We start from the raw sequence: 16333 nt of genomic DNA, 5'->3' as shown, positions 1-16333 counted from the left end.
GCTCACCGCCGGCTACTTCGTCTGCGGCTTCCAGGTCGCCTTCATTGGCGTGCACCTGCCCAGCTACCTGCGCGACCAGCGCATGGACCCCACCCTGGCCACCACCGCCCTGGCCCTGATCGGCCTCTTCAACGTGCTGGGCACCTACACGGCGGGCGTTCTGGGCCAGCGCATCAAGAAAAACTGGATCCTCTCGGGCATCTACGCCGCCCGCGCCGTGGTCATGACAGTCTTCCTCCTCAGCCCCATCACGCCCTTGAGCGTCGGCATCTTCGCCGCCGTCATGGGCTTCCTCTGGCTTTCCACCGTGCCGCCCACCAACGCCGTGGTCGCGCAGATGATGGGCATCAAGCACCTCTCCATGCTGGGCGCCGTGGTCTTTTTCTCCCACCAGATCGGCTCCTTCCTGGGCGTCTGGCTGGCGGGCCGCCTCTACGACGCCACCGGCAGCTACCAGCTCGTCTGGTGGATCGCCATCGCCCTGGGCGTGGCCGCCGCGCTCATCAACCTGCCTATCCGTGAGCACCAGCAGCCCGCCCGCCGCCTGCTGGGCACCACGCCCGTTCGCGCATGAGCCCGTGTCGCCGCCTCGCCCCTGTGCTGTGGCGCCTGGCCGCCGTGGCCGCGCTGGCAACAGTCTTCTCCTTATATTGGCGCCCCGGCCTCGTCGTCGACCTGGCCACCCGCATCTGGAGCTGTTTCTGACATGAGCGTGGTCATCCTCACTGGCGCCTCCGACGGCATTGGCGCCGAACTCGCCCGGCAACTCGCCCACCAAGAAGGCGCCAGCCTGCAGCTCGTGCTGGCCGCCCGCAGCGCCGACAAGCTCGAAGCCGTGGCCCAGGCCTGCCGCGCACAGGGCGCCACCGTGCTCGTGCGCCCCACCGACGTCGGGGTCGAAGCCGAATGCCGGGCCCTCGTCGCCGACACCCTCTCCCATTTCGGCCGGCTCGACACCCTGGTCAACAACGCGGGCATGTCGGCCCACGCCCTCCTGGAAGACGTGCCGGACATGGCCTGGTGCGAACAACTCATGCGCATCAACCTCTGGGGCAGCGCCTGGACCACCCACGCCGCCCTGCCCGCGCTCAAGGCCAGCCGCGGTCGCATCGTTGCCGTCTCCAGCCTGGCGGGCCTGGTCGGTGTGCCCGGACGCACCGCCTACAGCGCCACCAAATTCGCCATGAACGGCTTTTTCGAATCTTTACGGGTCGAAATGCAGCCCCACGGCGTCAGCGTCACGATCGCCTACCCAGGCGTGGTGGCCACCGACATCCGCTACCGCGGCTTCAACGCCCAGGGCCAGGCAGCCGGCCAGAGTGGCCTCGACGAACGCGGCGCCATGAGCGTCGAGACCTGCGCCCGACTCATCCGTGAAGGCATGGCCCGCCGCGATCGCGACATCGTCATGTCAGCCAAAGGCAAGCTCGGACGTTGGATGAAACTGATCGCCCCGAGCCTGGTCGACCGCCTCGCGCTGGCCGCCCTGCAGCGCGACGTCCGTCCCCATTGAAAGACGGCGACACCCCACCGTGATTCCCTTCGCGGCCCCTCCGGAGCCGGCCGCCCGCCTGATTAGAATGTCGAGATTGAAGGAACGAGCATGAAACCCATTTTTGGCAGCATCGTGGCCCTGGTCACGCCCTTGTTTGAAGACGGCAGCGTCGATTACGACAGCCTGCGCAAGCTCATCGACTGGCACATCGCCGAGGGCACGAACTGCATCGGCGTCGTCGGCACCACGGGCGAATCGCCCACGGTCTCGGTCGAAGAGCACCGCGAAATCATCCGCGTGGCGGTCGAACAGGCTGCGGGCCGCGTGCCCATCATGGCCGGCGCCGGTGCCAATTCCACCCGCGAAGCCATCGAGCTCTCCGAATACGCCAAGAAGGTCGGCGCCGACTGCACACTGCAGGTCGTGCCCTACTACAACAAGCCGACGCAAGAAGGCATCTACCAGCACTTCAAGGCCATCGTCGAAGCCGTCGACATCCCGGTGGTGCTCTACAACGTGCCCGGTCGCACCGTGGCCGACATGACCCCTGAAACCGCCCTGCGCCTGGCCCAGCTGCCTGGCGTCATCGGCATCAAGGAAGCCACCGGCAACATCGACCGCGCCGCCTGGTTGATCAAGCAGGCCCCCAAGGGCTTCTCCGTCTACTCCGGTGACGACCCAACCGCCTTCGCCCTCATGCTGCTGGGCGGCCACGGCAACATCAGCGTCACGGCCAACGTGGCCCCGCGCGACATGGCCGAACTGTGCAAGGCCGCCATGGCACAAGACGCCGCACGCGCCATCGCCCTGCACATGAAGTTGCTGCCCCTGCACAAGCAGCTGTTCTGCGAGCCCAACCCGATCCCGGTGAAATGGGCCATGGCGCGCATGGGCAAGGTTGGTGGTACGCTGCGCCTGCCCTTGACGCCGCTGTCGCCCGCCTCCGAGCCGCTCGTCGAAGCCGCCCTGCGCGACGCCGGGGTGCTGTAACCCCCTTGACCGGTGGGGCCAGCCTGTCTGAGCCCCCACCTGTCCGAACCTCATTACCCATGTCGATCAAACACCGTCACCCGACCACGCTCGCTCTGAGTGCTGCGCTGGCCACCACGCTCATCACCTCCGGTTGCTCGTCCATCGGCAACGCCCTCACGGGTGACAAGGTCGACTACCGCACCAGCGGCTCGCAGACCGTCAAGCTCGACGTGCCGCCCGACCTCAGCCAGTTGCCCGGCCAAACCAAGTACGGCGTGCAAAGCAGCGGCAGCATCAGCGCCAGCAGCCTGGGCCGCGACGCCGGTCAAGCGGCCGTCGCCACCGACCTGGTCGCGCCGCAAACCAGCGGTGCCGTCAAGCTCGAACGCCAAGGTCAGACCCGCTGGCTGTCGGTCGCCCTGCCACCGGAAAAGATCTGGGACGACGTCCGTCAGTTCTGGCTCGACTCGGGCTTTGAACTCGCCGTCGACAAGCGCGACATCGGTGTCATGGAAACCACCTGGGCGGAAAACCGCACCAAGGTCGGCCAGGACGGCGTGCGCGGCCTGATCAGCAAGGTGTTCGAATCTTTGTACGACAGCGGTGAGCGCGACAGCTACCGCATCCGCATCGAGCGCACCGCCACCGGCAGCGAAATCTACGTGAGCCACCGCGGCCTCGAAGAGGTCTACGAAGACGCCAAGAAAGAGCGCACCACCTGGCGCGCCCGCCCCAGCGACGCGGGCCTGGAAGCCGAGATGCTCTCGCGCCTGATGGCCCGCCTGGGTGCCCCGAAGGACGCCGTCGCCGCCGCCAAGGCCGACAAGGCACCGGCTGCTGCCGGCACGGCCGCCGCCCTGCCCGGCATCGCCCACCTGGGCAGCAACGCCACCTCGCTGACCGTGGACACCGACTTCGACACCGCCTGGCGCCGTGTGGGCCTGGCCCTGGACCGCAGCGGCTTCACGGTCGAGAACCGCGACCGCAAGCAGGCCTTCTATGAAGTGCGCCTGTCGGACACCGATCCGGAAGCCAGCAAGCCGGGCTTCTTTGCCCGCCTGTTCGGCAGCGCCCCGGCCGCCACCGATGGCCTGAGCCGCTACCGCGTGGTGCTCAGCGGCCAAAGCCGCAACAGCACCCAGATCAATGTGCTGGACGACAAGGGCCAAGCCAGCGGCAGCGCCACCGCCAAACGCATCACCAAGCAACTGGTCGACGAACTCAACTGAGTCCGCAGTCCGGCTGAGCCGGCCACCATTGCCGCTCACGCACCATCCCGGTCACCCACAAGGTGGTCGGGATTTTTTTCGCCTGCAGCATCCGACGGAGAAGCGGATCATCCCGACACGCAAATCCTGAACCGGCACCTGGGGGGCGCCCAGTACCACAAATGATCCACAAATGGCCCACAAATGGGCCGCATCACAACCCGATCAGGCCACATCAGGGCAGACCCTGAATCCTCGGCCCTGCGGATCGCCTGATTTTTCGCCCTTGCGCTGTTTTGAGCGACATATGGACGAAAAAAAGCCGCTCCGAAGAGCGGCTCTTTTGGACAATCGAACTACTGATTAGTTCGAAGCAGCGCTGGCGGCTTCAGAAGCGGCCGAAGCGGCTTCAACAGCGGCGGAAGCGGCTTCCGAAGCGGCGGAAGCGACTTCAACGGCAGCGGAAGCAACTTCCGAAGCGGCGGAAGCGGCGTCAGCGGCAGCGGTTTCTTCTTTCTTGCCGCAGGCGGCCAGGGCGATGGCGGCGATCAGCGAAGCCAGCAGGAGCGACTTTTTCATGCTTGTGTCCTCAAAAAGGAATGTCAATTAAACCGGTGTAATGGAACTATGTGCTGAGCCCACAGTCCCATCACAGACAGGACAAGGGCAAAGGATGCGTCGCAACTGACGTTGCATCACATTCAGCCTCGAATTATACGTTGCATCGGGCCTTTCCCTATAGACCCAATGGGCTCGATGATGGGGCCTCTTCCGAGCGTTGCAAAATTGCGTCAATTTCAGCACGCCAATTGGCAATGCGCGCCGATTCTCTCGTCCACCACCCTGTGCCCATTCTCGGCTCTGCCACGCGCAAGGCGAGGCTTTGCCCCAGGATCAGGGTCGGCTTCAGGTCTGCAGCACATTCGGCCGGGGCCTGCCAGCAGCGCACGCGGTGTCCCCAGGTGCGCTGCCAGGCCACCCAGCGCGGGTGGCAGCGGGCGACGCCGTCGTAGCCGCCCGCCAGCACCGTGATCCGATGCCGGGAAGGCGCCACCGCCCACCGGTGCAGGGCCTCCATCACGCTGCGCCGCCCGAGAGGCCACTGCGCAAAGTCGGCATCCACCAGCCAGAGGTCGGCAGGCTCGGCGGCCAGCACGGCCATGGCGGCCTCCACCCGGCTGTGGAAATCGCGCCAACTGCTGACCGGCCCCGACTCGGCCAGGGCATCGTGCGGGGCAGGCTCGGGCGTGTCGTGCATGGCAGAAGACTCCATCAGGGCAGATCGGGGCTGGACGCGATGGCGTGATGAGGTGCGACCTGGGGCCCGGAACTCAGGACTGGGGGTGCAGCCAGCCGTCTTCGGCCCACTGGTCGAGCAACTCGCGCAGGGCCTCGCTGGCCTGGGCCACGGCAGCGGCGTCGAGTGTGCGGGCGTTGGCCAGCTGCTGCAAGTGGCGGGCATCCTTGCCGGCGGCGCGCCAGGATTCGCCATTGACGTAGACACTGCGCTCGTCGTAGACCATGCGGGTGCGGGCATCGAGCACCACGCCCACGCCATCGGGCAGGGGCTCGCCGGCCTGGAACCACACGCGGGGCTTGGGCTCGGTGAGGATCTCGCCCAGCGCGGTGTTCAGCGCAGCCGGGTCTTTCAGCACGCGCGCGACGGCATCGGCCGCAAAGTCTTGCAAAGCCGCAGGCATCTGGCCGGGGGTGCCGGTGGCGGGCTGGCGGGGGTCTTCGTAGAGGCGGCGCTTCTCGGGGCTCTCCATGTTCTCCATCCAGCGGATCAGCAGCTCGCGGGCCAGCTCGGTGCCTTCGGGCACGCGGAAGCCGATGGAGCAGGTCATGCAGTCGTTGCCCACAGCCACACCATCATGGGCCCAGCGCGGCGGCAGGTAGAGCATGTCGCCCGGCTCCAGCACCCACTCCTCGGTGGGCTCGAAGTTCGAGAGGATCTTCAAGGGCACGTCGGGCTGCAGGCTCGTGTCCTTCAGCTCGCCGATGCGCCAGCGGCGGCGGCCATTCACCTGCAGCAGGAAGACATCGTAGGAATCGTAGTGCGGGCCCACGCCACCGCCATCGCTGGCGTAGGAGATCATCAGGTCGTCCATGCGGGCATCGGGCACGAAGCGGAACTGCTTGAGCAGCGCATGGGCCGCCGGCACGTGCAGGTCAAGGCCCTGCACCAGCAGTGTCCAGCCGGGCTTGTTCAGGCCAGGCAGCTGGCGACGGGTGAAGGGGCCGTGGCTGAGTTTCCATCCGGCTTCGCCGGAGGCGCTGGCGCCGGTCTGCACGATGAGGCGGGACTCCACCTCTTCTTCGGCGGCCAGTGCGAAGAGCTTGCTGCGGTCCAGCGGAGGCTGCGCGCCGGGCACGGCCTGGCGGATCAGCAGCGGCTTTTTCTGCCAGTAGCGCGACATGAAAGTTTGCGGCGAAATGCCGCCGAGCAGGGCCGTGGCCTGGTCGATGGCAATGCCGGAGGCGGTGACGGGTGCCGCAGCGGGCGCGGCCTTGGCGGCCCGGGGGGCCTTGGCAGGCTTGGGTGTCTTGGTGGAGCTCATGCCGGCATTGTGCTTGCGCCAGGCAAGGTCTGGGGCTGAGGCAGGACAAGGCGAGCCGGGGCGGCGTGAGATGATCGGGGGATGATCATCACCTCTCCCTGTGTCGTGAGCCTGATGTGGCGTCTGGAAGACGCCCAAGGCCAACTGATTGACGAACTCACCCAGCCGATGGAATTCCTGGTCGGCGGCGAAGACCTGCTGGCCAAGGTGGAGCAGGCGCTGATCGGCCAGACGACCGGTTTCGAGGCCCATCTGCACCTGGAGCCCGAACAGGCTTTCGGCGACTACAACGCCAACCTGGTGTTCTTCGAAACGCGCGACATCTTCCCCAAGGAAGTGGCCGAAGGCATGCAGTTCGACGGTCCGCCCGAGGGCGCCACCACCCCGGACCTGTCCAAGGAAGCCATCTACACCGTGACCGAGGTCTACGACACCCACGTGGTGCTCGACGGCAACCACCCGCTGGCAGGCGTCGCCATCCGCATCAACCTGCAGGTGTGCGACGTGCGCCCGGCCACCGAAGAGGAAGTGGAGCAAGGCTCCGTGGCCGAAACGGCCTTCTTCCTGGCACCGCAGCAGGTGCCGCCGGACGAAACCATCCACTGACGGGATGGCGGGCGGGCTCAGCCTCGCCCGGTCGAACCGAAACCGCCCTCGCCTCGCGCGCTGGCGTCGTCGAACGAATCGACCACCCGGAATGCGGCCTGCACCACGGGCACGATGACCAGTTGCGCGATGCGCTCCATCGGTTGCACGGTGAAGGCCGTGTCGCCGCGGTTCCAGCAGCTGACCATGAGCGGGCCCTGGTAGTCGGAATCGATCAGCCCCACCAGGTTGCCCAGCACGATGCCATGCTTATGGCCCAGGCCCGAGCGGGGCAGGATCATGGCCGCGAGGCCCGGGTCGCCCAGGTGCATCGACAGGCCTGTGGGGATCAGCTGGGTCTGCCCCGGTTCGAGCACGATGGGTGCATCCAGCGCGGCACGCAGGTCGAGGCCCGCACTGCCCGGTGTGGCGTAGGCGGGCAGGCTGTCGGCCATGCGGGGATCGAGGATGCGGATGTCGACGGTGGTCATGCGGGTGCGTGTCTGCAAAGGGGAAAGGTGATCAGCGGGCAGCCAGCCGCGTGGCCAGCTCCTGCATCAGGATGCGGGCCAGGGTGAGCTTGTCGGTGGCTCGGCCATCGGCTGGGAGGGCGTGCTCGGTCTGGGCGTCCACCACCAGCAGGCTGTTGTCGTCGCGGCCAAAGGTGGCCGGGCCCAGGTTGCCGATGATCAGCGGGATGCGCTTGCGCAGCAGCTTGGCGCGGGCGTGGGCCAGCAGGTTCTCGCTCTCGGCGGCAAAGCCCACGCAGTAGGGTGCATCGGGCAAGGCGGCCACGGCGGCGAGGATGTCGGGGTTCTCGGTCAGCTCGAAGGTGGGCGCGACCTTCTTGCCTTCCTTCTTGATCTTGTGCGCGCTCAGCGATGCGGGACGCCAGTCGGCCACGGCCGCGGTCGCGATGAAGACCTCGTGCTGCGGGGCCACCGGCACCACGGCATCGAACATCTGCTGGGCACTCATCACATCCAGACGGCGCACGCCACGGGGCGTGGGCAGGTGAACAGGGCCCGCCACCAGCGTGACCTCGGCGCCGGCCTCCTGGGCCGCGCGTGCCAGGGCAAAGCCCATCTTGCCGCTGGAGTGGTTGGTGATGCCGCGCACCGGGTCGATGGCCTCGAAAGTGGGGCCGGCGGTGATCAACAGCTTGCGACCCGCCAGCAGCTTGGGCTGAAAGAAGGCGACGAGGTCGTCGCACAGCTCCTGGGCTTCGAGCATGCGGCCATCGCCGGTTTCGCCGCAAGCCTGGTCGCCATGACCTGGGCCGAGGAGGGTGGCGCCATCGGCCCGCAGGGTGGCCACGTTGCGCAGGGTGGCAGGGTGCGACCACATCTCGCGGTTCATGGCCGGGGCGATCAGCAGGGGGCAGCGCTCGCGCGGGCGGGCCAGGCACATCAGGCTGAGCAGCTCGTCGGCCCGGCCCGTGGCCAGCTTGGCCATGAAGTCGGCGCTGGCTGGCGCGATGAGGATGGCGTCGGCCTCGCGACCGAGGTTGATGTGCGCCATGTTGTTGGGCTCGCGCGCGTCCCACTGGCTGGTGACCACAGGTCGGCCCGACAGGGCCTGCATGGTCACGGCGGTGATGAAGGCTTCGGCGGCCTCGGTCATCACCACCTGCACGGTGGCGCCGGCCTTGGTGAGCAGGCGAACCAGCTCGGCCGATTTGTAGCAGGCGATCCCGCCCGTCAGGCCCAGCACGATGTGCCGGCCTTGGAGGTCTGTGCGTTCTGACATGGGCGGGACTCTAGCAGGCTATGGCCCCGGCAAGGCCCCGCCCTGCGCAGGCTGCGACAGCGCGCTCAGGAGGCCACCGGCACGCGGGGCGCCATGCTGGGCGAGACGCCCAGGCCCAGCTGGTTGCGCCAGGCGCTGGGGGACAGGCCCGTCCAGCGCTTGAAGGCAAAGGTGAAGGCACGGCGATCGGAGAATCCCAGCTCGTCGCTGATGGACTCCATGCTGATGGCGCGGCGGCGCAGCATCACACGGGCGCGGTGCAGCTTGGCCTCGGACTGGATGTCGACGTACTTGACGCCCTCTCCCTGCAGGCGGCGCTGCAGGGTGCGGGGGTGCAGGCCCAGGGCCTCGGCGGTGGCATCCAGGCCTTCGCGCAGCAGCTCGGGGCGTCGCTCCAGGGCCCAGCGCACTTCGTCGACCACGCGGCGTTCGCCGCCCTCCTGGCTGAGGCGGCGCTCGATCATCTGGCGGGCGCGGCTGAGCACCTGGGGCACGGGCGTGCGCAGGGGGGCATCGAGCCAGCGGCGGTCCATCACCAGTGCGTCCATGCCTTCTTCGAAGAAGACGGGCACGCCGAAGTGGTCGTTGAACTCCTGGTGGTAGTCGGTCTTGGGGCTGGAGACGCGCACGGACAGCAACCACTGCGGTTCACGCGTGGCGCGGCTGATGAGCTGGTGCAGCACGGCCAGCATGACCTCGCGCACCGGCGCCAGCTTGCGGCTCTCCGACTTGGGCACGGTCATCTCGACGCGCAGATGGGCCTCTGCGTTGAACTCGTCGAGTCGCAAATTCATCCACGGCGCGAGCAGTTCGCGGGCCCAACCGGCCACCTCGAGGATGTCGCGGACGGTGGCGCAGGAGGCGATGAAGGCATCGAACTCGGCAAAGTGCTCGAACACGAAACAGTCACCCAGCACGAAGGGGAAATGGCGCCCCTTGGCGCTCTCGACACAGCGAGAAAAGGCCTTGAGCAAGGCATCTGGGGTGACCCTCAGCGGCAGGTGTGACTTCTCCTGTAACCCGATTCCGACATCATGGAGGACGGGCTCGAAGGGGAAACCGCAGACGCTGGCGGCCTGCTTCCAGCTGCCCAAAGCGGGCATCGGGACGGACGACATGGGGGACTGGGTGGCGTGCATGGTGTTCCAGAGAAGTCAGTGAATCGGCGGGACTGCCTCTTTTTTGAACACAAACGTGTTCATGTTCGAGGCCCAATTCAGATCGGCTTTCAAACGGTCGTCTGAATGTCTTAATTTAGACCCGGGGGCGGCGACCGGCAAGGCGAGACAAGCCGGTCACCGGCAGAAAAACCACCACTCCCCCCAAGCAAGTGGGTTCCTCAAGGCCCTTCGCCCCCCGCACTTACCCGAAGTCACCCCAAGGGTGACAAGGTGTAATTCCACGACAGCGTCCTGCCTTTCATTAATTTTCAGTAATTCCTGAAACTTCGATACATACTTGAGCCTGATCAAACCAGCCCCCTCCTCGTCATGACCAGCATGAGCCCCCTCGTCCAGCGTTTCGTCTCGCATTTCGGTGAAATGGGCAGCCGCTGGGGCATCAACCGCACCGTCGGCCAGATCTATGCGCTGATTTTTGTGTCACCCCGGCCGCTGAACGCCGACGAGATCGCAGAAAGCCTGTCCTTCAGCCGCTCGAACGTGAGCATGGGCCTGAAGGAGCTGCAGGCCTGGCGACTGGTCAAGCTGCTGCACCAGCCCGGCGACCGCCGGGAGTACTTCGAGGCGCCATCGGACGCCTGGGAGATCTTCCGCACCCTGGCCGAGGAGCGGCGCCGCCGCGAGGTGGAGCCCACCCTGTCGATGCTGCGCGGCGCCTTGCTGGAGCACCCCAGCAGCGAGGAAGACCGCGTCGCCCAGGAACGCATGCGCGGCATGCACGAGCTGATCGAGATGCTCACGCACTGGTTTGACGAGGTGCAGCACCTCGATCCCAAGACCCTCTCCCAGCTGATGACGCTGGGCTCCAAGGTGGGCAAGTTGCTCGAGTTCACCGGCCAGCTCAAGGTCGTCGGCAGCCGAAAGCCTCGCCCCGATTCACAGGAGTGATGATCCATGTCTCCCTCAGACGCCCTCGACCCTCTGGTGCTGTCGCGCATGCAGTTCGCGGCCAACATCACCTTCCACATCCTTTTCCCCACGATCAGCATCGCCATGGGCTGGATGCTGCTGTTCATGCGCTGGCGCTGGCTGCGCACCCAGGCCCCGGCCTGGCTGGGTGCCTACCGCTTCTGGACCAAGGTGTTCGCGCTGACCTTTGCCCTGGGCGTGGTCAGCGGCCTGACCATGAGCTTCCAGTTCGGCACCAACTGGCCCGGCTTCATGGAAAAGGTCGGCAACATCGCCGGGCCCTTGCTGGGCTATGAGGTGCTCACGGCCTTCTTCCTTGAGGCCACCTTCCTGGGCGTGATGCTCTATGGCCATGGCCGCGTGAGCGAGCGCGTGCACCTGGCTGCCACCTTCCTGGTCGCCTTCGGCACGACCATGAGCGCCTTCTGGATCCTGAGCCTGAACTCCTGGCTGCAGACGCCTGCCGGCCACGAGGTGGTCAATGGCGAGTTCTTTGCGGTCGACTGGTGGGCCATCGTGTTCAACCCCAGCTTCCCTTACCGGCTGGTGCACATGCTGCTGGCCTCTGGCCTGACCGTGTGCTTCCTGATGGCGGGCGTGAGCGCCTGGCAGATCCTGCGGGGCCACGCCAACGTCAGCACACCCAAGGTGATGCGCCTGGCGCTCACGGCGGCGGCCATCCTGATCCCACTGCAGATCGTGGCGGGCGACATGCATGGCCTGAACACCCGCGAGCACCAGCCAGCCAAGATCGCCGCCATGGAGGGCGTGTGGCACACCGAAAAGGGTGCGCCCCTGCTGCTGTTCGCGTGGCCAGACGAGGCCACGCAGCGCAACCATTTCGCCATCGAGATCCCCAAGCTGGCCAGCCTCATCCTGACCCACGATCCGGACGGCGAGATCCAGGGCCTGAGCGAGTTCGCAGGCGCCCATCCCCCGGTCAAGCCGCTGTTCTTCGGCTTTCGCATCATGGTGGGCGTCGGCGTGCTGATGCTGGCGGCCAGCTGGCTGGGCTGCTGGCTGTTGCGGCGCGCCGGCTGGCAGGCCAGCGCCCTGCCCCGCCCCATGCTGTGGTGGCTGCTGGGCATGACCTTCTCGGGCTGGGTGGCCACCGTGGCCGGCTGGTACGTGACCGAAATCGGTCGCCAGCCCTACATGGTCTACGGCCTGCTGCGCACGGCCGACGTGGCCTCTGCCGTGCCCGCCCCCCACATCGCCCTGACGCTGGCCTTGTATGTGAGCACCTACGTGGCCCTGCTGCTGGCCTACCTGGGCGTGCTGCGTTACATGGCGGCCAAGCCCCTGCCCCTGCCCAGCGACATGCTCCCTGGCGCGCCAGCCATAGCGGCCACAGCGGCCTCCCCTGCCTTGCCCGCCACCGGAGCCTGAACCATGACCTTCGACCAATTCCTGCCCGTGCTGTTCTGGCTACTGATGGGCCTGGCCATGCTGGTCTACGTCGTGCTCGACGGCTACGACCTGGGCGTGGGCATGCTGCTCCCCCTCGGCCAGGGTGACGCCGAGCGCGACACCATGGTCTCGTCCATCGGGCCTTTCTGGGATGCCAACGAGACCTGGCTGGTGCTGGGCGTGGGTCTGCTGCTGGTGGCCTTCCCCAAGGCCCAGGGGGTGATCCTGGGGGCACTGTACCTGCCGGTGACGCTGATGCTGCTGGGCCTGATCCTGCGCGGCGTGGCCTTCGACTTCCGCGTCAAGGCGCGGGCAGACCACAAACCGCTGTGGAACCGGCTGTTCTTCGTGGGCTCGGTGCTGGCCTCGGTGGCCCAGGGCTGGATGCTGGGCCGATACGTCATGGGCCTGGGCGAGAGCGCGGCGGACTACGCCTTCTCCACCCTCATCGCGCTGACCCTGCCTGTGAGCTACGTGCTGCTGGGCGCCTGCTGGCTGATCCTCAAGACGGAAGGCGGGCTGCAGCGCCGCGCCGTGGTCTGGGCCAAACGGGCCTGGCCTGCGATGCTGCTGGGCCTGGCGCTGGTCTCGGTGGCCACACCGCTGATCAGCACCACGGTGCGTGAACGCTGGTTCAGCTTCCCCAACATCCTGGCGCTGCTGCCGGTGCCGCTGATGTCGGGCCTGGCCCTGGTCGCGCTGCGCGGGCTCCTGAACTCGCACCGCATCGTGGGCGCGGCACCTGGAGAGGGCAAGCTGTGCTGGCTGCCGCTGACGCTGGCCATCAGCGTGATGCTGGTCGGCGGACTGGGCCTGGCCTATAGCCTGTACCCGTATGTGCTGCTCGACCGGCTCGATGTATGGCAGACCGCCGCCGCACCCGGCTCGCTGAAGATCCTGCTGGCCGGAGCGGCCGTCAGCCTGCCGGCCATCGGGCTCTACACGGTGTTCGTGTACCGGGTGTTTGGCGGCAAGGCCAAGGCGCTCAGCTACGCCTGAAGCGCCATCTCAGAGCAGCTTGTCGCGCCAGGCGGAGGGCGTGCAGCCCTCCCAGCGCTTGAAGGCCGCCGTGAAGGCGCGGCGGTCGGAGAAGCCCAGGCGCACGCTGATGTCGTCGATCGACACCTTGCCTTCCTTCAGCCACTCGCAGGCCAGGCGATGCCGCATGCGGGCCTGCACGTGCAGGTAGCTGTCGTTCTCGTCCTTGAGGCGCCGCTGCAGGGTGCGGGGGTGGAGGTTGAGGCGATCGGCCATTTCCTCCACGCCCAGGGCCAGCAGGGTCGGGTCGCGGGCGATGAGGTCCTCCACCTCGGCGGCCACGCCCTGGCGGCGGGTCTCCTTGCCCAGGCGCTGTTCGGCCAGGAAATGGGCCTGCTCGTGCAGCGCCGGGAAGGCGCCCTCCAGGGGCAGATCAAGGGCGGCGCGGTCGAACACCAGGGCGTCTTCCCGCTGGCCGAACTTCACCGGCACGGGAAAGAAGGCACGGATCTGCTCGGCATACGGCGTGCGGACCTCTTCGATCATGAAGTGGACCTCGCGGAAGCTGTCTTCGTTGCCCGTGAGGTTGCGGCCGAACTTGCGCACACAGGCCATGATGGCGTGGGTGACCAGGTGCAGGGGCAGCCCAAAACCGGCCAGGTTGGGCACCGGCACATCAAAGCCCAACAGCACACGGGCCTCGTCGCCCTGCTCTGCCAGCTCGATGGTGATCCACGGCAACACGACCTTGCGCGCCATCTTGGCCACCTTGAGCGCATCGCGCAGCGTCGGGCTGGTGGTCAGCAGCGTTTCGAACTCGGGCAGGGACTCGAAGGCGAAGGTGTCCCCCAGGATCAGCGGGAAGTACTTCTCCGGCGACATCGCCACGCACTGCTCCAGCACCGAGACGAGCTGCAGCGGCGAAACCCGGGCTTCTTCGAGCCGGATGATGTCGATGGTGATGCCCGCCTCTTTGAAGAGGGGCTGGACATTGAAGCCGCACTTGGCGGCCGCCTTGACCCAGCTGGACAGCATGAACATGGGGATGGGCTTGATGCCCAGCGCCTCCAGCATGGCTGGCGGAAGTGGAATACGCATAAACGAAATCGGCACACTCCCAATGAGTGTGCCGAAGTCTAACCAACTCGGGTGGGCTTGGTGGGGAAATGTGTCCGAGCGGCGCCGCGCATTCAGCGGGCCATGGCGGCGCGCATGAGTTCGCTCGCCTCGATCGGGTCACGGTGCAGGTTGAAGGCCTCGACCCACTGCTCGTATCCCGGTTGATCCGCCTCCTGCCAGGGGTGGAAGTTGCGGCGGTAATAGGTGAAATACGGCATCACCATGGGGGCGACGAGGCCACCACGCGGCTTGAGCGTCCACCACAGGCCTTTGAGGTGCATCTTGCGACGTTGCCACCAGCTGAAGCCGTCCATCTTCAGCATCTCGTCGCAGAAGTAATGGATGGTCAGCGGGAACATCACGCTGGTGTGCAGCATGGCGGCGATGCGCTTGACATAGCCAACCTTGGCATAGTCGTTCATCACGTCGTAGGCCACGCCCTTGTGCTCGACCTCTTCGATGGCATGCCAGGAGTACATGGCGCGCAGGCGGTGGTCGGCGTGCTTCATCACGTCGCGCTCGTCGAACAGGGAGTGCGCGCCGATGGAGGTGAAATGCTCCAGCGCACAGGTGATGGCCAGGGTGTATTCGCGGCTGAAGCGGCCCCGGTAGTTCTTGAAGAGCAGGTCGTCGAGCCACCGGGTCAGGCGGTCGACATCGATGCCTTGCTGGCGCAGGCGCTGGTTGTACTGCTCGTGCACCATGCTGTGCTGGGCTTCCTGGCGGTTGAAGCCCTTGATTTCGTCCAGCAGCTTCGGGTCGGTGATGCGGTCACGGAAATCCCGCACGCTGACCATGAAGAACTTCTCGCCGGGCGGGAAGATGATGGACATGGCGTCGAACAGGCGCGTCTTGAAGGGGTCGCCTTCGAACCAGTATTTGGGGATGTCCTGGTCGTTGAGGTTGAAGTCCAGGCGCTCTCTGGGGACGATGGGATGTTGGGCCGGATGGTGCTGGGTCATGGTGCGTGCCTCTTCGGTTTTGTGATCCACGTCCTGATCGGGTGCCCACGGCAGGCAGCTTGTCCGATCAGTGCATGCATTGTTGAAAATCGAAGGCGTTCACCACAGGATGAACGGTGACAGCAAGGTTTCGCTGGCGACAGCCACGCCCCGGTACTTTCCCTAGGCCGCACCGGGCCCCGCCACAACGCACAAAGCCCCCGGAGGGGCTTTGCGAAGCGCAAGAAGCAAAAAGGCTGGGCTCAGACCAGGGCCATGGCCGAGCGGGTCTGCTCGCTCGCCTTGAGCGGATCGCCGCTGGCGTTGAAGGCGGCCAGCCAGTGCTCGTAGCCAGGCTGCTCGGTTTCCTGCCAGGGGTGGTAGCCGGGCTTGTAGTAAGTCCAATAGGCCTTGAGCATGGGCTGCAGCAGGCCGCCCGGCTTGAACAGCCAGACCATGCCCTTGGCCATGAGCTTGGCGCGCTGCCAGGCGCTGAAGCCATCGTGGATGAACAGCGCACGCTGGATCGTGAAGATCGTGGCCGGGAACATGAAGGTCGCGTGGACCAGGGCCCAGACGCGCATCAGGTAGCCCACCTTGGCGTAGTCCTCCATCACGTCGTAGGCCACTCCCTTGTGCTCGACCTCTTCGATGGCGTGCCAGGCGTACATGGCGCGCACATGGGGGTGCGCCGCCTTCATCACGTCCCGCTTGTCGAACAGGCTGTGCGCGATGATGGAAGTGAAGTGCTCCAGCGCCGAGGTCACGGCCAGGTTGTAGGCCTTGCTGTACTTGCCACGGTATTCCTTGTTCAGCATGTTGTCGACGTAGGCGCCCCAGCGGTCCACATCGACACCCTGCTTGCGCAGCCGGTCGTTGTCCTGGCGGTGCACCATGCTGTGCTGTGCTTCCTGGCGGTTGAAGTCCTTGATGTCCTGCAGCAGCTTGGGGTCGGTGATCTGGTCGCGGTAGTCCCGCACGCAGTTCATGAAGTACTTTTCGCCGGGCGGGAAGATGATGGAGAGGGCATCCCAGAAACGGCTCTGGAAGGCGTCGCCGCCCATCCAGTAGGTGGGGATGTCGTCGGCGTCGAGCTTGAACTGCAGTCGCTCGCGCGGGATGATCGGGTGCTGCGCCACATGGGCGGCAGACGCCTGGGTCTGTTCGCGTCCGTGTTGATGCGTGTTCTGGCTCAGGTTCTCGGGCATGGACATCACCTTCTGTT

At 66.3% G+C, this 16333-nt stretch carries 18 protein-coding genes; 9 read left to right on the top strand and 9 right to left on the bottom strand.

All coding sequences use genetic code 11. The features are described 5' to 3' along the window. The 5 genes from QZ994_RS02935 to bamC all read left to right on the top strand — a co-directional run. Nucleotides 1–574, top strand: a 574-nt coding sequence (locus QZ994_RS02935; RefSeq protein ID WP_290867966.1) for an MFS transporter, incomplete at its 5' end; no start/stop codon positions are given. Continuing rightward, nucleotides 571–705, top strand: a complete 135-nt coding sequence (locus tag QZ994_RS02930) for a hypothetical protein (protein WP_290867963.1) — start codon at nt 571–573, stop codon at nt 703–705. The genes QZ994_RS02935 and QZ994_RS02930, both read left to right, overlap by 4 nt. Nucleotide 706: 1 nt before the next feature. Beyond that, nucleotides 707–1513 (top strand): SDR family oxidoreductase, encoded by an 807-nt coding sequence (locus tag QZ994_RS02925; RefSeq protein ID WP_290867960.1) that lies wholly within the window; start codon nt 707–709, stop codon nt 1511–1513. Nucleotides 1514–1603: 90 nt separating this feature from the next. Next, nucleotides 1604–2485, top strand: a complete 882-nt coding sequence (gene dapA / locus QZ994_RS02920) for a 4-hydroxy-tetrahydrodipicolinate synthase (RefSeq protein ID WP_290867957.1) — start codon at nt 1604–1606, stop codon at nt 2483–2485. Between the two features lie 59 nt (nt 2486–2544). Further along, nucleotides 2545–3696: an outer membrane protein assembly factor BamC gene (gene bamC, locus QZ994_RS02915; protein ID WP_290867954.1), complete on the top strand. Its 1152-nt coding sequence runs from the start codon at nt 2545–2547 to the stop codon at nt 3694–3696. Nucleotides 3697–4038: 342 nt separating this feature from the next. Here bamC and QZ994_RS02910 read toward each other — a convergent pair whose 3' ends face one another. The 3 genes from QZ994_RS02910 to QZ994_RS02900 form a co-directional block, all read right to left on the bottom strand. After that, nucleotides 4039–4254, bottom strand: coding sequence for a hypothetical protein (locus tag QZ994_RS02910; protein ID WP_290867952.1), 216 nt, complete (start codon nt 4252–4254; stop codon nt 4039–4041). 157 nt (nt 4255–4411) lie between these two features. After that, a complete protein-coding gene (locus QZ994_RS02905) occupies nt 4412–4933 on the bottom strand; it encodes a hypothetical protein (RefSeq protein WP_290867949.1) in 522 nt (173 codons plus the stop codon). Between the two features lie 73 nt (nt 4934–5006). Then, complete coding sequence (locus tag QZ994_RS02900) at nt 5007–6095, bottom strand: cupin domain-containing protein (protein WP_290867972.1); 1089 nt, start codon at nt 6093–6095, stop codon at nt 5007–5009. A 222-nt stretch (nt 6096–6317) separates the two neighbouring features. On the opposite strand from QZ994_RS02900, the gene QZ994_RS02895 reads away from it, so the two are divergent. Continuing rightward, nucleotides 6318–6842: a peptidylprolyl isomerase gene (locus QZ994_RS02895; RefSeq protein ID WP_290867946.1), complete on the top strand. Its 525-nt coding sequence runs from the start codon at nt 6318–6320 to the stop codon at nt 6840–6842. 17 nt (nt 6843–6859) lie between these two features. On the opposite strand, the gene dut is transcribed toward QZ994_RS02895, so the two are convergent. The 3 genes from dut to QZ994_RS02880 all read right to left on the bottom strand — a co-directional run bounded on the left by dut (nt 6860) and on the right by QZ994_RS02880 (nt 9709). Beyond that, entirely contained in the window at nt 6860–7312 is a 453-nt protein-coding gene (dut, locus tag QZ994_RS02890; protein ID WP_290867943.1) for a dUTP diphosphatase, read from the bottom strand. A gap of 31 nt (nt 7313–7343) precedes the next feature. Beyond that, on the bottom strand, nt 7344–8570 hold the full coding sequence (gene coaBC / locus QZ994_RS02885; protein ID WP_290867940.1) for a bifunctional phosphopantothenoylcysteine decarboxylase/phosphopantothenate--cysteine ligase CoaBC: 1227 nt from the start codon (nt 8568–8570) through the stop codon (nt 7344–7346). Between the two features lie 65 nt (nt 8571–8635). Next, a complete protein-coding gene (locus QZ994_RS02880; protein ID WP_290867937.1) occupies nt 8636–9709 on the bottom strand; it encodes an AraC family transcriptional regulator in 1074 nt (357 codons plus the stop codon). Between the two features lie 351 nt (nt 9710–10060). Between QZ994_RS02880 and QZ994_RS02875 the strand changes: the two genes are divergently transcribed. Genes QZ994_RS02875 through QZ994_RS02865 form a run of 3 tightly spaced genes read left to right on the top strand, consistent with a single transcriptional unit; the run spans nt 10061 to nt 13069 of the window. Further along, entirely contained in the window at nt 10061–10639 is a 579-nt protein-coding gene (locus QZ994_RS02875) for a GbsR/MarR family transcriptional regulator (RefSeq protein ID WP_290867934.1), read from the top strand. A gap of 6 nt (nt 10640–10645) precedes the next feature. Beyond that, nucleotides 10646–12049, top strand: a complete 1404-nt coding sequence (locus QZ994_RS02870) for a cytochrome ubiquinol oxidase subunit I (protein WP_290867931.1) — start codon at nt 10646–10648, stop codon at nt 12047–12049. Between the two features lie 3 nt (nt 12050–12052). Next, entirely contained in the window at nt 12053–13069 is a 1017-nt protein-coding gene (locus QZ994_RS02865) for a cytochrome d ubiquinol oxidase subunit II (protein WP_290867928.1), read from the top strand. A 9-nt stretch (nt 13070–13078) separates the two neighbouring features. Here QZ994_RS02865 and QZ994_RS02860 read toward each other — a convergent pair whose 3' ends face one another. The 3 genes from QZ994_RS02860 to QZ994_RS02850 form a co-directional block, all read right to left on the bottom strand. After that, the gene (locus tag QZ994_RS02860) at nt 13079–14146 is read right to left on the bottom strand and encodes an AraC family transcriptional regulator (RefSeq protein ID WP_290867925.1); all 1068 of its coding nucleotides are present in this window, start codon (nt 14144–14146) and stop codon (nt 13079–13081) included. Nucleotides 14147–14238: 92 nt separating this feature from the next. Next, on the bottom strand, nt 14239–15129 hold the full coding sequence (locus QZ994_RS02855; protein ID WP_290867922.1) for a metal-dependent hydrolase: 891 nt from the start codon (nt 15127–15129) through the stop codon (nt 14239–14241). A 242-nt stretch (nt 15130–15371) separates the two neighbouring features. After that, on the bottom strand, nt 15372–16316 hold the full coding sequence (locus QZ994_RS02850) for a metal-dependent hydrolase (RefSeq protein ID WP_290867919.1): 945 nt from the start codon (nt 16314–16316) through the stop codon (nt 15372–15374). Nucleotides 16317–16333 lie beyond the last annotated feature (17 nt).

Source organism: Aquabacterium sp., from assembly GCF_021768455.1.
In the GTDB taxonomy this organism is placed as follows: domain Bacteria; phylum Pseudomonadota; class Gammaproteobacteria; order Burkholderiales; family Burkholderiaceae_C; genus Aquabacterium.
Note: the sequence above shows the minus strand (reverse complement) of the source record. Positions and strands in the feature narration are given on the sequence as shown.

What these genes read in the sequence shown, in the direction of transcription:
- QZ994_RS02930 (WP_290867963.1), top strand. Translation starts at nt 571, where the DNA reads ATGAGCCCGTGTCGCCGCCTCGCCCCTGTGCTGTGGCGCCTGGCCGCC.
- QZ994_RS02925 (WP_290867960.1), top strand. Translation starts at nt 707, where the DNA reads ATGAGCGTGGTCATCCTCACTGGCGCCTCCGACGGCATTGGCGCCGAA.
- dapA (WP_290867957.1), top strand. Translation starts at nt 1,604, where the DNA reads ATGAAACCCATTTTTGGCAGCATCGTGGCCCTGGTCACGCCCTTGTTT.
- bamC (WP_290867954.1), top strand. Translation starts at nt 2,545, where the DNA reads ATGTCGATCAAACACCGTCACCCGACCACGCTCGCTCTGAGTGCTGCG.
- QZ994_RS02910 (WP_290867952.1), bottom strand. Translation starts at nt 4,254, where the DNA reads ATGAAAAAGTCGCTCCTGCTGGCTTCGCTGATCGCCGCCATCGCCCTG.
- QZ994_RS02905 (WP_290867949.1), bottom strand. Translation starts at nt 4,933, where the DNA reads ATGCACGACACGCCCGAGCCTGCCCCGCACGATGCCCTGGCCGAGTCG.
- QZ994_RS02900 (WP_290867972.1), bottom strand. Translation starts at nt 6,095, where the DNA reads ATGTCGCGCTACTGGCAGAAAAAGCCGCTGCTGATCCGCCAGGCCGTG.
- QZ994_RS02895 (WP_290867946.1), top strand. Translation starts at nt 6,318, where the DNA reads ATGATCATCACCTCTCCCTGTGTCGTGAGCCTGATGTGGCGTCTGGAA.
- dut (WP_290867943.1), bottom strand. Translation starts at nt 7,312, where the DNA reads ATGACCACCGTCGACATCCGCATCCTCGATCCCCGCATGGCCGACAGC.
- coaBC (WP_290867940.1), bottom strand. Translation starts at nt 8,570, where the DNA reads ATGTCAGAACGCACAGACCTCCAAGGCCGGCACATCGTGCTGGGCCTG.
- QZ994_RS02880 (WP_290867937.1), bottom strand. Translation starts at nt 9,709, where the DNA reads ATGCACGCCACCCAGTCCCCCATGTCGTCCGTCCCGATGCCCGCTTTG.
- QZ994_RS02875 (WP_290867934.1), top strand. Translation starts at nt 10,061, where the DNA reads ATGACCAGCATGAGCCCCCTCGTCCAGCGTTTCGTCTCGCATTTCGGT.
- QZ994_RS02870 (WP_290867931.1), top strand. Translation starts at nt 10,646, where the DNA reads ATGTCTCCCTCAGACGCCCTCGACCCTCTGGTGCTGTCGCGCATGCAG.
- QZ994_RS02865 (WP_290867928.1), top strand. Translation starts at nt 12,053, where the DNA reads ATGACCTTCGACCAATTCCTGCCCGTGCTGTTCTGGCTACTGATGGGC.
- QZ994_RS02860 (WP_290867925.1), bottom strand. Translation starts at nt 14,146, where the DNA reads ATGCGTATTCCACTTCCGCCAGCCATGCTGGAGGCGCTGGGCATCAAG.
- QZ994_RS02855 (WP_290867922.1), bottom strand. Translation starts at nt 15,129, where the DNA reads ATGACCCAGCACCATCCGGCCCAACATCCCATCGTCCCCAGAGAGCGC.
- QZ994_RS02850 (WP_290867919.1), bottom strand. Translation starts at nt 16,316, where the DNA reads ATGCCCGAGAACCTGAGCCAGAACACGCATCAACACGGACGCGAACAG.